Source organism: uncultured Lactobacillus sp. (genome assembly GCF_947367085.1).
Classification (GTDB): Bacteria; Bacillota; Bacilli; order Lactobacillales; family Lactobacillaceae; genus Lactobacillus.
The window spans coordinates 1-12,178 of record NZ_CANBCP010000052.1; the positions used below are offsets into that span (position 1 = coordinate 1).

At 35.5% G+C, this 12,178-nt stretch carries 14 protein-coding genes and 1 tRNA gene; 11 read left to right on the plus strand and 4 right to left on the minus strand.

Annotated elements, in window-relative coordinates:
* The 4 genes from Q0Y70_RS07855 to hpt all read left to right on the plus strand — a co-directional run.
* Nucleotides 1-510 (plus strand): DUF3955 domain-containing protein (locus Q0Y70_RS07855; protein ID WP_297819393.1); only part of this gene is annotated, 510 nt, incomplete at its 5' end.
* Nucleotides 511-531: 21 nt separating this feature from the next.
* Nucleotides 532-1,233, plus strand: a complete 702-nt coding sequence (locus tag Q0Y70_RS07860; protein ID WP_297819396.1) for a hypothetical protein — start codon at nucleotides 532-534, stop codon at nucleotides 1,231-1,233.
* A 50-nt stretch (nucleotides 1,234-1,283) separates the two neighbouring features.
* Nucleotides 1,284-2,654 (plus strand): hemolysin family protein, encoded by a 1,371-nt coding sequence (locus Q0Y70_RS07865; protein WP_297819399.1) that lies wholly within the window; start codon nucleotides 1,284-1,286, stop codon nucleotides 2,652-2,654.
* Nucleotides 2,655-2,751: 97 nt separating this feature from the next.
* On the plus strand, nucleotides 2,752-3,321 hold the full coding sequence (gene hpt, locus Q0Y70_RS07870) for a hypoxanthine phosphoribosyltransferase (RefSeq protein ID WP_297819402.1): 570 nt from the start codon (nucleotides 2,752-2,754) through the stop codon (nucleotides 3,319-3,321).
* A 65-nt stretch (nucleotides 3,322-3,386) separates the two neighbouring features.
* On the opposite strand, the gene Q0Y70_RS07875 is transcribed toward hpt, so the two are convergent.
* Nucleotides 3,387-4,694, minus strand: a complete 1,308-nt coding sequence (locus Q0Y70_RS07875; RefSeq protein ID WP_297819405.1) for an APC family permease — start codon at nucleotides 4,692-4,694, stop codon at nucleotides 3,387-3,389.
* Between the two features lie 115 nt (nucleotides 4,695-4,809).
* On the opposite strand from Q0Y70_RS07875, the gene Q0Y70_RS07880 reads away from it, so the two are divergent.
* From Q0Y70_RS07880 to Q0Y70_RS07895, 4 genes are all read left to right on the plus strand, one after another.
* Complete coding sequence (locus Q0Y70_RS07880) at nucleotides 4,810-5,520, plus strand: GH25 family lysozyme (RefSeq protein ID WP_297819408.1); 711 nt, start codon at nucleotides 4,810-4,812, stop codon at nucleotides 5,518-5,520.
* Between the two features lie 14 nt (nucleotides 5,521-5,534).
* On the plus strand, nucleotides 5,535-6,776 hold the full coding sequence (locus tag Q0Y70_RS07885; RefSeq protein WP_297819434.1) for a DEAD/DEAH box helicase: 1,242 nt from the start codon (nucleotides 5,535-5,537) through the stop codon (nucleotides 6,774-6,776).
* A complete protein-coding gene (locus Q0Y70_RS07890) occupies nucleotides 6,776-8,107 on the plus strand; it encodes a PTS sugar transporter subunit IIC (RefSeq protein WP_297819411.1) in 1,332 nt (443 codons plus the stop codon). The genes Q0Y70_RS07885 and Q0Y70_RS07890 overlap by 1 nt, the downstream gene beginning before the upstream one ends.
* Before the next feature lie 52 nt (nucleotides 8,108-8,159).
* A tRNA-Arg gene (locus Q0Y70_RS07895) sits at nucleotides 8,160-8,232 on the plus strand.
* A 45-nt stretch (nucleotides 8,233-8,277) separates the two neighbouring features.
* Here the strand turns inward: Q0Y70_RS07895 and Q0Y70_RS07900 are convergent.
* Nucleotides 8,278-8,463: a hypothetical protein gene (locus tag Q0Y70_RS07900; RefSeq protein ID WP_297819414.1), complete on the minus strand. Its 186-nt coding sequence runs from the start codon at nucleotides 8,461-8,463 to the stop codon at nucleotides 8,278-8,280.
* A 139-nt stretch (nucleotides 8,464-8,602) separates the two neighbouring features.
* Here Q0Y70_RS07900 and wecB point away from each other — a divergent pair, with 139 nt between their 5' ends.
* Nucleotides 8,603-9,745, plus strand: coding sequence for a non-hydrolyzing UDP-N-acetylglucosamine 2-epimerase (gene wecB, locus Q0Y70_RS07905; protein ID WP_297819417.1), 1,143 nt, complete (start codon nucleotides 8,603-8,605; stop codon nucleotides 9,743-9,745).
* 27 nt (nucleotides 9,746-9,772) lie between these two features.
* On the opposite strand, the gene Q0Y70_RS07910 is transcribed toward wecB, so the two are convergent.
* Entirely contained in the window at nucleotides 9,773-10,282 is a 510-nt protein-coding gene (locus Q0Y70_RS07910) for a GtrA family protein (protein WP_297819422.1), read from the minus strand.
* Nucleotides 10,275-10,721, minus strand: a complete 447-nt coding sequence (locus tag Q0Y70_RS07915) for a flavodoxin (RefSeq protein ID WP_297819425.1) — start codon at nucleotides 10,719-10,721, stop codon at nucleotides 10,275-10,277. The genes Q0Y70_RS07910 and Q0Y70_RS07915 overlap by 8 nt, the downstream gene beginning before the upstream one ends.
* 156 nt (nucleotides 10,722-10,877) lie before the next feature.
* Between Q0Y70_RS07915 and map the strand changes: the two genes are divergently transcribed.
* Together map and Q0Y70_RS07925 are read left to right on the plus strand one after the other, a co-directional pair.
* On the plus strand, nucleotides 10,878-11,699 hold the full coding sequence (gene map / locus Q0Y70_RS07920) for a type I methionyl aminopeptidase (protein WP_297819428.1): 822 nt from the start codon (nucleotides 10,878-10,880) through the stop codon (nucleotides 11,697-11,699).
* Nucleotides 11,700-11,704: 5 nt separating this feature from the next.
* A partial coding sequence (locus tag Q0Y70_RS07925) for a YihY/virulence factor BrkB family protein (RefSeq protein WP_297819431.1) occupies nucleotides 11,705-12,178 on the plus strand: 474 nt, incomplete at its 3' end.

Sequence of the window (12,178 nt, forward strand, 5' to 3'; positions counted from 1 at the left end):
ACATCAACTAGTATAACTGATTTATTTTCTAGAATTGATGCTATATCAAAAATAATTTCTACTGATAAAAAAATTCTTGCTGATATAAATGAAAAAAAAGATTCATTAAATAAAGATATGGAAACTTTAAACACTAAAAATAATGAATTAAAAATAAGATATGAGTTTAATATTACTTTGCAATCAAGTATAATATCCTTATCGTTAAAAAGGAACGGAAAGATGATGAGAAAATATCTAAATAAAAAAGCTCTGATAAGCGGAGTTAGTTTGATGGTTTTAGGAATTGTGTGCATTTTAATCAGTGCACTGGTTGTCAACATTGGGCCCAATGGGATGCTTAGAGAATTCTTTTTCTTAATTCCGCTAGGCTGGATTTTAATCTTAATAGGTAGTGGAGTCTTGATTGTAGCTGCTTTTTTAGCACTTAGAAAAGAAGATAAGGCTGTCAATGCGGCAATTAGACTACGTGAAGAAAAAGAAAAGTCAAAATCGAAATCTGAAAAATAAAACTGATAAGGAAAAGATAAAATGTTAATGCTAATTAGTCCGCAGCAATGGCTTGCCTATGACCAATGGTTTAATTTTCAATTACCAGCGATTTGTTTAATTTTAGGTGGATTATTTCTCTTTGTAGGGTTAATCCCACTTTTATATGCTCGAAATAAAGTTACGTGGAGTATATTTTATAGTTTACTTGGACTTTGTATTGTAACTGGTATTTTTTGTGGCATAAAATCTTCAGGCACGCAAGTTAAGCAGTATTTTGCTCAGACTCAATACATTACTCCACAAACACGCACTTATAGCATGCAGCTGTTTTTCAAAAAGGAAAATGATCCTTATGAAATCGCTCAGTATCGCTATGTAACAGATATCAATAATGTCAGTCATTTGACAAATATCTATCAGAAAAAAGCAGTAAAACAAAGAGTTGAATTTTTAGGCCGAGATGATTATTACATCTATGTCAAATTAGACAAGATGGTCATGAAATTCAGTACGGTCGATTGTGAAAAAATTTCAGGTAATCAAGCTTATTTTTCTGGTTATCGCTTTATCATGCGTAATAAAGATTTTGAAAAAATCGGTTTTTTAAAGCTACCTTACAATATGCGCGATAAAATTTTGGTGCCAAAAGACCAATGGAATAAAAAAGTTCCCCCTTATTACACAGAAAACTATGCTCATCCAGGATTAGTTGCAAACTGGATCCCAGATTCAAGCAAATAATGCTAAAATAGGCATAGGTATTATTTGATATATAAAAAGGTGAATAAGACTTGTCAACAAGTACTATAACAACTAATTTAATTATTATGTTGATTACCTTCGTTGTGGCAATCTTCTTCGTATTGGCTGAATTTGCTTTAGTTCAAACTAGACCTAGCCAATTAGAAGATATGCTTGCTAACGGAAAAGGTAATCCTAAAAAAGTAAAACGTGCACTACATATGGTGCATAATTTGAATGAATCACTTTCCACAACTCAGGTAGGTACAACCCTAGTTGGTGTTATCTTAGGTTGGGTTGGTCAAAGTACGATTGAGGAACTTTTGACCGACTTATTTGGAATGACTCATTTATTTGGTGCCAAGACTTCTGGAGTTTTAGGAGCAACAATTGGTGTTATCCTTTTAACTTATTTGGAAGTTGTTGTAACCGAAATTGTTCCTAAGAACGTAGCTATTGATATGCCAGTTAAGTGCTTAATGGCGGTAGTAACGCCGCTTAGTGCCTTTCACTGGATAGTTTATCCATTTGTCTGGTTGCTTAACCACTCAGCTAATGGATTACTCCACTTACTTGGAATGGAATCAGCTGACGAAGAAAAAGAAATCTATTCCCAATCAGAAATTTTGCGCTTGTCGCGTAATGCTGTAAGCGGTGGTTCTTTAGATAAAGATGATTTGCTTTATATGGAAAGAGCCTTTGAGCTAAACGATAAAGTAGCTAAAGACATTATGACGGATAGAACCCAGCTGGAAGTATTGGATGCTAAAGACAATATTAAGACAGCTTTGGATATGTACTTAAAAGAAGGTTACAGCCGTTTTCCAGTTGTTAGGGATAATGACAAAGACGACGTCGTTGGATACGTCTATGCCTACGATATTGTCAGCCAGTACATGGAAAATCCAGATGTCCCAATTACGAGAATTATTCGTGCCATTATCACGGTTCCTGAATCGATGCTCATTCAAGAAATTTTGAAGTTAATGATCAAAAAGCATACTCCAATCGTCTTAGTTGTCGACGAATATGGTGGTACTAGTGGGATCGTAACTGATAAGGATATTTATGAAGAATTATTTGGAACGATTAAAGATGAAATTGATGACGTTTCTGATGAATATATTGTCAAAGACGATCATGGTCAAATTCATGTTTCTGGTAAGACTACTCTTTATGACTTTGAAAGATACTTCCACACCAAGCTTAAGAACTTTGAAGATAGTGATATTATCACCATTGGTGGGTATATGATGGAGCATTATCCAAACTTAGAACAAGGTCAAAGTGTAGAATTTGAAGGCTTTAAGTTTGAACTTGCTAGTGTTGAACAAGGTTTCATGCGCTGGTTTATTGTTTCTAAAGTTGATGCAAATACAAAGTCTGAAAAAGAAAGCGATTCTTCATCAGATAAAAAGTAATGATAGTTAAGAAAAGTACCGTTTTTTAGCGGTGCTTTTTTCTTGTTCGTGTTATAATTCTACTATCAACGAACAAAGTAATATTAAGGGGTTAAAAATGGCAAAAAGCGATAATATTAATGACATTATTGATCATGTTTTGTACAGTCAAGAAGACATCCAGCAAATGTGTAAACGTCTTGGCAAGCAATTAACTGAAGACTACGCTGGTAAGGATCCATTAGTTGTTGGTGTATTAAAAGGAGCAGTCTTTTTTATGATTGACTTAGTCCGTCAAATGGACGTAAAGATGCAAAATGACTTTATGGATGTTTCAAGCTACGGTAATGGCTTTGAATCAAGTGGTGAGGTTCGCTTGGATATTGATGTTCAAGCTGATGTAAAAGGGCGCGATGTCTTATTAGTTGAAGATATCGTTGATACTGGTCACACTTTGAAGTTTATGAAAGATTTACTTACTGAGCGGGGTGCCAAAAGTGTTAAATGTTGTGCGCTTTTGAATAAGACTGAACGTCGTGAAGATGATGTGGTTGTGGACTACTACGGTGCTAAAGTTGCCAATGAATTCGTTGTTGGCTATGGATTAGATTACTTAAATGAATACCGTAATATTCCATTTATTGGGGTCTTAAAGCCAGAAGTTATTCAAGCTAATTTGAATAGATAATTGGATATAAAAAGACGGAACCTAGGAAGGATCCGTCTTTTTGTATGCATTGATAAATATCAAAGCTAATCTTTATTTTTCTTTTTCATATAATAGTAAACTGGCAGCCCTAATAGCGTTAGCCCGATTCCTGTTAAGGACAATGCAAATTGGTTGATCACAGTAGAAACTACAATGAAAATCCCGCCTCCGATAGAAATTACAGGGATAATTGGATACCAGGGAACAATGTAAGGACGATTTAGTTTAGGTTCTCGAAAACGTAAAATTACTACGGCAATTGAAATTAAAGTAGTAAAGGTCCACATTACGAAAACTAACATGTTGGTTAATAAATCAAATGTCCCAAGTAGGATCATCACAAGTGAGATAGCTAAAATAATTAATGCAGAAATTGTTGGAACGCCCGTGTTAATGTTCGTTTTTCCAATTTTGTTGTAAAATGGAATACTCTTATCTTGGGCTAATGTATAAGGAATCCGCATCCCAGTTAACATAAAACCGTTGATCGCTCCATAAACAGAGATTAAAATTCCGATTGTGATCAACTTTCCACCAATATTGCCAAATAACTTCAACGAAGCTAGATAAGCTGTATTTTGGTTGCCGATAATTTCTTTAAAAGGAATTACACTCATAAATGTGTAGTTAACTAAGACATAGATGACTGTAATTGCTGACAAACCAATAATGATAGCTCGTGAAAGATTTTTTTCAGGCTTAGTCACTTCTCCTGCTAAGTTAGTGACATTGATCCAGCCATCATAAGCAAATAAAGCTGCTAATAACCCGCCTGATAAAGCCGTCGCAAATGATGTATGGCCACCAGCTTGAATGGGGAAGATTGGGACATTTATCTTTGCAGTATTAAAAAGACCGAATACAACGATTAAGGCAATTGGAATTATTTTTAAAATTGTCATTATCGCTTGCATTCGGGTGGAAAACTTAGTGGAGATCAAATTTAATCCCATTAAAAATAGTGCTAGCACAATTGCAATTAAGGTAGCAAAACGAGCGGGAATGTTGAATAATACCGCAAATTGTTGACCAAATACTACACTAAGTGCGCCAATATTTGCTGGAAAGTAAATCAACATCTGGGCCCAGCCAAATAAAAATCCCCAAACTTTTCCGTAAGTGTATTCGATATATTTAACAGATCCGCCTGTCACAGGAAGCGCTGCTGCAATTTCAGAAACGGTTAAACCAGAAGCAATTGAGATCAAACCTGCAAAGATCCAAACCAGTAGAGTTAGTGAAGGACTTTGTGTGCTCTGAGTAATTGCGCTGATTTTAAAAAAGACTCCGCCGCCTATTACAGTGCCGACGACAGTCGCTAGTGCTTGAGTAAAACTAATCTGTCTCTTCATAACTCATGCTCCTAATTTAAAACAAGTGATGACTTTCTTATTATACTATAAAGATGAAAGATTCTAGCATGCTTAAGCATTATTGGGTAAAATAAGACAGAGGGAGGCTAGAGTTGTGCATCGTTATCACCATCGTTATACTTTACCAGCAATCATTGGCTTATTGATCTTGGCAATAGGCATTATGGTTTGGGGCTTTTTTAATATGAGAAGCAACACGACTGTTCCACGTGGGGCAAATATGAGTGTTTTAGGCGTAGAACTGGATCAAAATATTGATAATGTAGATTTACATGAACTCCAAAAAAATGGCATCTCATTTGTGTATTTACGTTCAACTCAAGGAAAGTCGTATTTTGATGATAACTACTTGATTTATCGTGATCGCGTGCAGGGGACAAAATTATCTTATGGTTCCATTGTGACTTTCAGTAATGAAAGCAGTGTACAAGATCAATTTAATTATTTTGAAAAAAAAGTAGGTAGCCAAAGTGGTAACTTGCCAATTATGATTGTGCCCGCAATTGCGACAAATAGCCCTAGGTTTTGGCGTAATATGGGCCAATTTAGCCAGTTATTAGTTAATACTGGGAAAAAAGTGTTAATTGCTGGTAATTATACCCAGAAAAAGTATTTTGCACCAGGGACGCAATTTCTGTACACAGGTTCTAGTCTAAAAGATAAAAAAGAATACGCCTTTTGGTGTTATACACAAGCAGGGCGAGTTAAGAATGTTAAATATTTGAACTCAAACGTTACAATGTTTGCTTATATTGGCAGCATGGCCACTTATCAGCAGCGTTATGGAGCTCAAATCACTCAATAAAGGTGTTAATGAAAATGTATCCAGATAGTATTCAAACAATTTTAGAAAAACAAAAAAAGAGTAAACCGACTTTGATTCAAAAACAAAGCTATGACGCAATTGAAAATGGAGCAAGTATTGTAGGGCTAGCTAAGACTGGAACTGGTAAGACCTTGGCTTATGGTTTACCGGTTTTAGTGCGTATCAAAAAAATCGGCGGTCAAGCAGTGATTTTAGAGCCGACAACTGAATTAGCAATTCAAACGCGCAATGCCCTACAAGATTTTGCAAAAGCTCTCGGTTTAAAAACGATTGCATTAGTTGGAGCGGGGAATCGCAAGCGACAGCTAGAGCGATTAAAGAAAGATAAGCCAGAAATCTTAATTTGTACTCCAGGAAGGTTTTTTGACTTTTTCTCAGAAAATAGAATAAAGATTGAAAATATAAGATCACTAGTCATCGATGAAGCTGATGATATTTTGGAATTTACCAAGGCTCAGCTTCTTTCTTCGCTTGGACAAAATTTGTCATCACAAGCGCAAATTCTTCTGTTTGGGGCGTCAGAATCTGAAATAACGCAAAACTGTGAAGAATTGTTTGGTCGCACTTTTTTATTAGTTGATGTAAGAAATGAGCAAAAATCAGAAGTAAAGCACTATTTTTTACAAGTTTCAAACCAGTATAAAATGCAGTTTGTGCAGCGGCTTGCTAAACTTGATAATTTTAAAGGGATGCTCTTTTTTGATTCTAATGAAACGCAAAATCGCTTCGCCAAAATTTTTTCCCACACTAAAACCAAATTTGGGATTTTATCTAGTGACAGCAATAAGCAGACAAAAGAAAAGGTTCTAAGTGATTTTAGAAAGGGCTTTATTAAGCTCTTATTTGTCACGGATTTAGCAGCGCGTGGACTTGATATTCCCGATGTCACTTATGTCATTAATTTTGAGATTCCAAGTGAAACTAATACCTACATGCATCGTGCTGGTCGAACAGGGCGAATGAATAAGAGTGGAACTGTAGTAACTTTAGGAGACGATCATGATTTTCGCAACATGCGTAAACTAGTTGCAGATCAGTATTTAATTGAGCGTGTCTATTTTAAAGGTTATCAGCTTACCACTCAAAAGCCTGAAGAAAAGCAAGTAGAAAATTCAAAACAAGATAATAAAAAGACTACGCAAGTTTCTAAAAAGCAAACTAAGCATAAGAAAAAGCGCTGGCGTAATAAAAAGAACAAAGGATATCATCCCAAAAATAAAGAAGGGGTACGTTAATGTCTAAAATAGTTAAATGGCTTGAAACTTATGTCTTACCGCCAGCGGCAAAACTAGGTCAAGTTAGATGGCTTGTAGCCTTGCGGGATACCTTCATTTCTTTATTGCCAATTACAATGGTTGGATCTTTGGCAATGCTCTTTAATAGCTTAATAAAGGCTGCTAAAGTGCAATTAGGGTGGAATCAATTTGCGACGATTTTAACGCCATTGGTGGTGATTGACAATGTTGTGTGGAATGGTACTTTTGCCCTATTTGCCTTGTATTTTGCATTTTCGTGGGGCTATCATTTAGCAAAGGCATTCGAAGTTAATCGTTTGGCTGGTTCAATTGCATCTCTTGTATCGTTTACAATGAGTATCAGCGATATAGTCAAGATTAAAATGAAAATGGATGCAGCTAGTTTAAAAAATGCAGTGGATATTAATCAATTTTCAACTTCTGGACTTTTTACAGCGATAATTTTTGGTGGCATTGGTAGTGCGATTTTTATTATTTTATATCGGATGCGCTTTACCTTAAAAGTTGACGCGACAATGCCACATGCTGAATGGGTAGCTTTTTCTACCCTTATTCCAATGATGATCGCAATTTTTGGGGTCGGGGTCATAAATTGGTTCTTTCAGCGTTTTACAGGAACTTATTTTGGTGCTTGGCTGCTGGAAACGATCCAATCACCGCTGGTTAAAATGGGACAAGGCTTTGGTGTTGTCTTATTGATTACATTCTTGGTGCAGGTCTTTTGGTTCTTTGGGATTAACGGAATTAGTGTTTTGACTCCAGTAATTGATTCACTGTGGCTTACTCCTCAAAATAGCAACGTAACTGCTGTACGAGAAGGAGTTCAAGTTCCTTATGACTGGGTAAGAGATTCTTTTAATGTTTTTGCCTGGTTTGGCGGAGCGGGTGGTACTTTGATTTTGATAATTGCTATTTTAGTCTTTTCTAAGAGAAGCGATTTTAGAACTGTGGCAAAAATGGCCTTAGCTCCAGGTTTATTTAATATTAATGAACCAATTTTATTTGGACTACCTGTAGTATTTAATCCTGTCTATTTAATTCCTTTTGTTGTTGCACCACTAGTCAATGTGTCACTAGCTTATTGGGTGACAAAACTCGGTTGGGTAAATCCTGTGCAAATCTTTGTTCCAGGAGTAATGCCGCCGATTATTGGCCCATTTTTAGCATGTAATTACGACTGGCGTGCGATTGTTTTATCATTAGTAAATATGATAATTGCATTCTTTATTTGGATGCCGTTTGTGTTTGCGGCAGATAAGATTGCAGCCGAAGATGACAATAATCGTAGTTTTTATTTGCCAGAAATTTAAATTATTAGACGTAGTACAAAAATTAGTTTTATGGTAAAGTAAAACTAGTTTTGACCCCGTAGTTCATCTGGATAGAACAATGGTCTCCTAAACCGTAGAGGTGAGTTCGAATCTCACCGGGGTCATAAAATTAAAGCACTGCTATTTGAGGCAGTGCTTTTTTGAAAGATTTATAAAATAAGTAAGGGATTTGTCAAAATTTTCCAGATCAAGACTAGGGTGATCAGCAAAAAGACCAATCCAATAATTAGGATGGTGATGCGTGTTTTTCTAATGTATTGCTTATTGAAACTAAAGACTAGTAAAAAGACAGTGATGATAATTAAAATTCCAGCTAAAAATAAAATCCAAGACATTGCTTTTCTCCAATAGACAAAATTCTATCTAAATTAAAACATAAACAGTAATTAAAAATACAGATATTTTTTTGAATTTGATAGTGCAAAAGATACGCTTTTTACGGTATAGTAGAAGTAATTGTATCGGAGGTAACTTATGAAAAAAATCAAAGTGATGACAGTTTTTGGAACCCGTCCAGAAGCTATTAAAATGGCGCCACTTGTTTTGAAATTAAAAAAAGACGACCGTTTCGATGAAGTAACTGTAGTTAGTGCTCAGCACCGTGAAATGCTTGATCAAGTTTTGGAAATCTTCAAGATTAAGCCAGATTATGACTTTAACATTATGCACAAGAACCAGACTTTGGAAGAAATCACTTCAAAAGTTATGATCGATTTGGCTAAAGTTATAAAAGAAGAAAAACCTGATATTGTTTTAGTTCACGGCGATACTACTACAAGCTTTGCAGCAGGTCTTGCCACATTTTATGAACAGACTACTTTAGGCCACGTTGAAGCGGGCTTACGCACTTGGAATAAGTACTCTCCATTCCCTGAAGAAATGAACCGTCAAATGACAGATGATTTGACAGATTTATACTTTGCTCCAACTGAGTTAAGTAAGGCTAACTTATTAAAAGAAAATCACAAAGCTGATAACATCTATGTCACTGGTAATACTGCAATTGATGCTCTTCAGCAGACTGTCCAAAAAGATTACCACCACGATGTGCTTGATGAAATTAAGCCAGGCAATCGGGTGATTTTAGTAACTATGCACCGCCGCGAAAACCAAGGTGAGCCAATGCGCCGCGTCTTCAAAGTCATGAAGCAAGTTGTTGATTCTCACCCAGACGTTGAAATTATTTATCCAGTTCACTTATCGCCAAAAGTGCAAGAAGTTGCCAATGAAGTTTTAGGTGGCGATCCACGTATTCACTTAATTGCTCCACTTGATGTAGTTGACTTCCATAACTTAGCTAAGCGTTCATACTTTATTATGACTGATTCTGGTGGTGTTCAAGAAGAAGCACCAAGTTTGGGTAAGCCAGTTTTAGTTTTACGTGATACGACTGAACGTCCTGAAGGTGTCAAAGCCGGTACTTTGAAGTTAGTTGGTACTCAAGTAGATCCTGTTCACGATGAAATGGTTGAACTGCTTGAAAATAAAGACGCCTATGAAGAAATGGCAAATGCCAAAAACCCATATGGTGATGGCCATGCTAGCGAGCGTATAATGGATGCAATTGCTTATTACTTCTCAGATAAAAAAAGTCCTAAACCAAAGGACTTTGAATAAAAATAAAAATCCTAAGTTCAATTGAGCTTAGGATTTTTTCTTATCTTTAATTCTTCTTTTTAGTAATTTGGCTAGCTTGCTGCTAGATTTAAGAAAAATGGACTTGGTAGTTAAGTAGTTAAAAATACCAACTACAATTTGATCAATAGCTTTTACTACAAAGGTATTCCAATGTAAGCATGACATACCTAAGAACATAATAATGTTATCAGGAATTAGGCTTAAGACACGATAAAGGAAAAATAAAGCTAATTGATAAATTACGGAATGGCTTTCGTCGACATTTTCGATAAAGACACCATGTTTATTAAAAACAAAAGATGCCAAGTTAGAAATAATAAATGCCAATATATTGGCATAAAACCACGGTATTTTCCAAAGGTTATGAAAAAGCCAAAATGTAAGAATGTTTATTAAAGCTGCTAAAAAGCCAAATACTACATAAACATAAAAATTACGGTGGCGTAAAACTAGTTTATTTCCTAGCTGACGTAAACGCTCCTTGGAAATATTGCTAGTTGAATGGCGCTTAGCCATTAAATGCCTCAGCCATTTGCGAAGCTGCTTGGTCAATCAACTCAATGTCATCATCTTCAACCGCGTTTTCAATCGTTACTGGTTGTGCAACTTCTTGAGCACCAATTTTTTTGAAGGCTTTTTGGAAGTCAAAAACATTTTCACAGTAGTGATCTTTGTATGTTTTGTCACCAGAGCCCATTACAGCGAATTTTTTGCCAGTTAAGTCTAATTCCATTAGTTGATCATAAAAATCGCGTAATTCATCAGTCATGACGCCTTCTCCGTAGGTATAAGTCACCATAACGCAAAGATCAGCATCTAAATAAGAACTTGCATCTGCAAAACTTACATCAGTAGTTTCAACTTCAAAGCCAGCATCTTGAAGATCTTCTTCAAGAATATCAGCCATATCTTCATCATTACCGGTCATACTAGCAAAAACTATTTGTGCTTTCATTAGATCGTCTTCTTTCGTCAAAATATCTTATTTTATTATACTAGATAGAGAAAGAGAATGTGTGAAGAGGAGGAGAAAAAGTTTTAGAAAAGCTTTATAATAAAAGAGATACATTATTTTAAATCTAATTTACTTAAATAAAAGGAGAGTATTGTTTTGATAACAATTAAATCAAAAAGAGAACTTCAAGGAATGCAAAAATCAGGGCGTGTACTAGCTTCAATGTTTGAGGCTTTACGCGATTTTATCAAGCCTGGTATTCCTACTTGGGATATCGAAGAATTCTGTCAAGATTTTATGAAAAAGCATGGTGGTCGTTTGTCTGAACAGGGATTTGAAGGCTATAAATACGGAACTTGTATCAGCGTCAATGATGAAATTGCCCACCAAGTTCCTAGAAAAGATAGAATTTTGCATGAAGGCGATATCGTTAGTGTAGATGTTACTTGCAATGTAGATGGCTATGAAACTGATTCATGTACTACTTATCCAGTAGGTAAGATTTCTGAAGAAGATGCAAAATTAATCGAAGATACTAAAAAAGCTATGTATCTCGGAATTGATCAAGCAACAGTTGGCAATAGAATTGGGGATATCGGTAGTGTGATTCAAAACTTTCTTGAAGTTGAAAATAACTATGGTGATGTTCGTGAATTAGTGGGGCATGGTATTCAACCTTCAATTCATGAAGATCCCGAAGTTCCTCACTGGGGTAAAGCTGGACACGGTCTTCGTCTTCGTGAAGGGATGACTATTACTGTAGAACCAATGGTTGAAGCTGGTGGAGATTGGAGAATTAAGCAAAAGACTGTCTCAGATCCAAATGATGATTGGGTATATTACGCAACTCCTGATGGTTCTAAAGCTGCTCAATTTGAACATACTTTTGCCATTACTAAAGACGGTCCAAAAATTTTAACTCTTCAAAAGCCATATGATGGCTATGAAAAATATTTGCCACATTTTGATGAAGAATAGGCTTAATGAAGATTAATAAACAAAAGTTAAAACTACGATTAAATCATATGGTCGTAGCCTTGTCGAAAGTAATTTCTCGAGGGGAAATTACACAAAATTCAATTATTATTGCTTATTATATACTGTTTAGTATTTTTCCAATCATCATTATAGTCGGAAACGTTTTACCCTTATTTAAAATTGATACTAAGCCGATTGCAGACTATTTAGAGTTGATTTTTCCTAGCGAAGTGTCAACTTTTGTAATGCCAATCATTAATAGCTTATTAAAGCAGCATTCAAGTGGCTTTATTAGCTTTGGTATTGTTTTGGCAATTTGGTCTTTTTCAAGCTTAATAAATTCAATTAGAATTGCAATGAATCGAATTTATGGAGTTTATAGCAAAGAAAAAGGGCAACCTTGGTGGCATACTGTTTTTTCACGTTCAATTTCATTTTTGATTACGGCCATCATGGTTTTAGTTTTCGCATTAGCGATA

Excerpts from the sequence above, each read along its gene's own strand:
- Q0Y70_RS07860 (WP_297819396.1), top strand. The coding sequence starts at position 532 with ATGTTAATGCTAATTAGTCCGCAGCAATGGCTTGCCTATGACCAATGG.
- Q0Y70_RS07890 (WP_297819411.1), top strand. The coding sequence starts at position 6,776 with ATGTCTAAAATAGTTAAATGGCTTGAAACTTATGTCTTACCGCCAGCG.
- Q0Y70_RS07910 (WP_297819422.1), bottom strand. The coding sequence starts at position 10,282 with ATGGCTAAGCGCCATTCAACTAGCAATATTTCCAAGGAGCGTTTACGT.
- Q0Y70_RS07915 (WP_297819425.1), bottom strand. The coding sequence starts at position 10,721 with ATGAAAGCACAAATAGTTTTTGCTAGTATGACCGGTAATGATGAAGAT.
- Q0Y70_RS07900 (WP_297819414.1), bottom strand. The coding sequence starts at position 8,463 with ATGTCTTGGATTTTATTTTTAGCTGGAATTTTAATTATCATCACTGTC.
- wecB (WP_297819417.1), top strand. The coding sequence starts at position 8,603 with ATGAAAAAAATCAAAGTGATGACAGTTTTTGGAACCCGTCCAGAAGCT.
- Q0Y70_RS07885 (WP_297819434.1), top strand. The coding sequence starts at position 5,535 with ATGTATCCAGATAGTATTCAAACAATTTTAGAAAAACAAAAAAAGAGT.
- Q0Y70_RS07875 (WP_297819405.1), bottom strand. The coding sequence starts at position 4,694 with ATGAAGAGACAGATTAGTTTTACTCAAGCACTAGCGACTGTCGTCGGC.
- hpt (WP_297819402.1), top strand. The coding sequence starts at position 2,752 with ATGGCAAAAAGCGATAATATTAATGACATTATTGATCATGTTTTGTAC.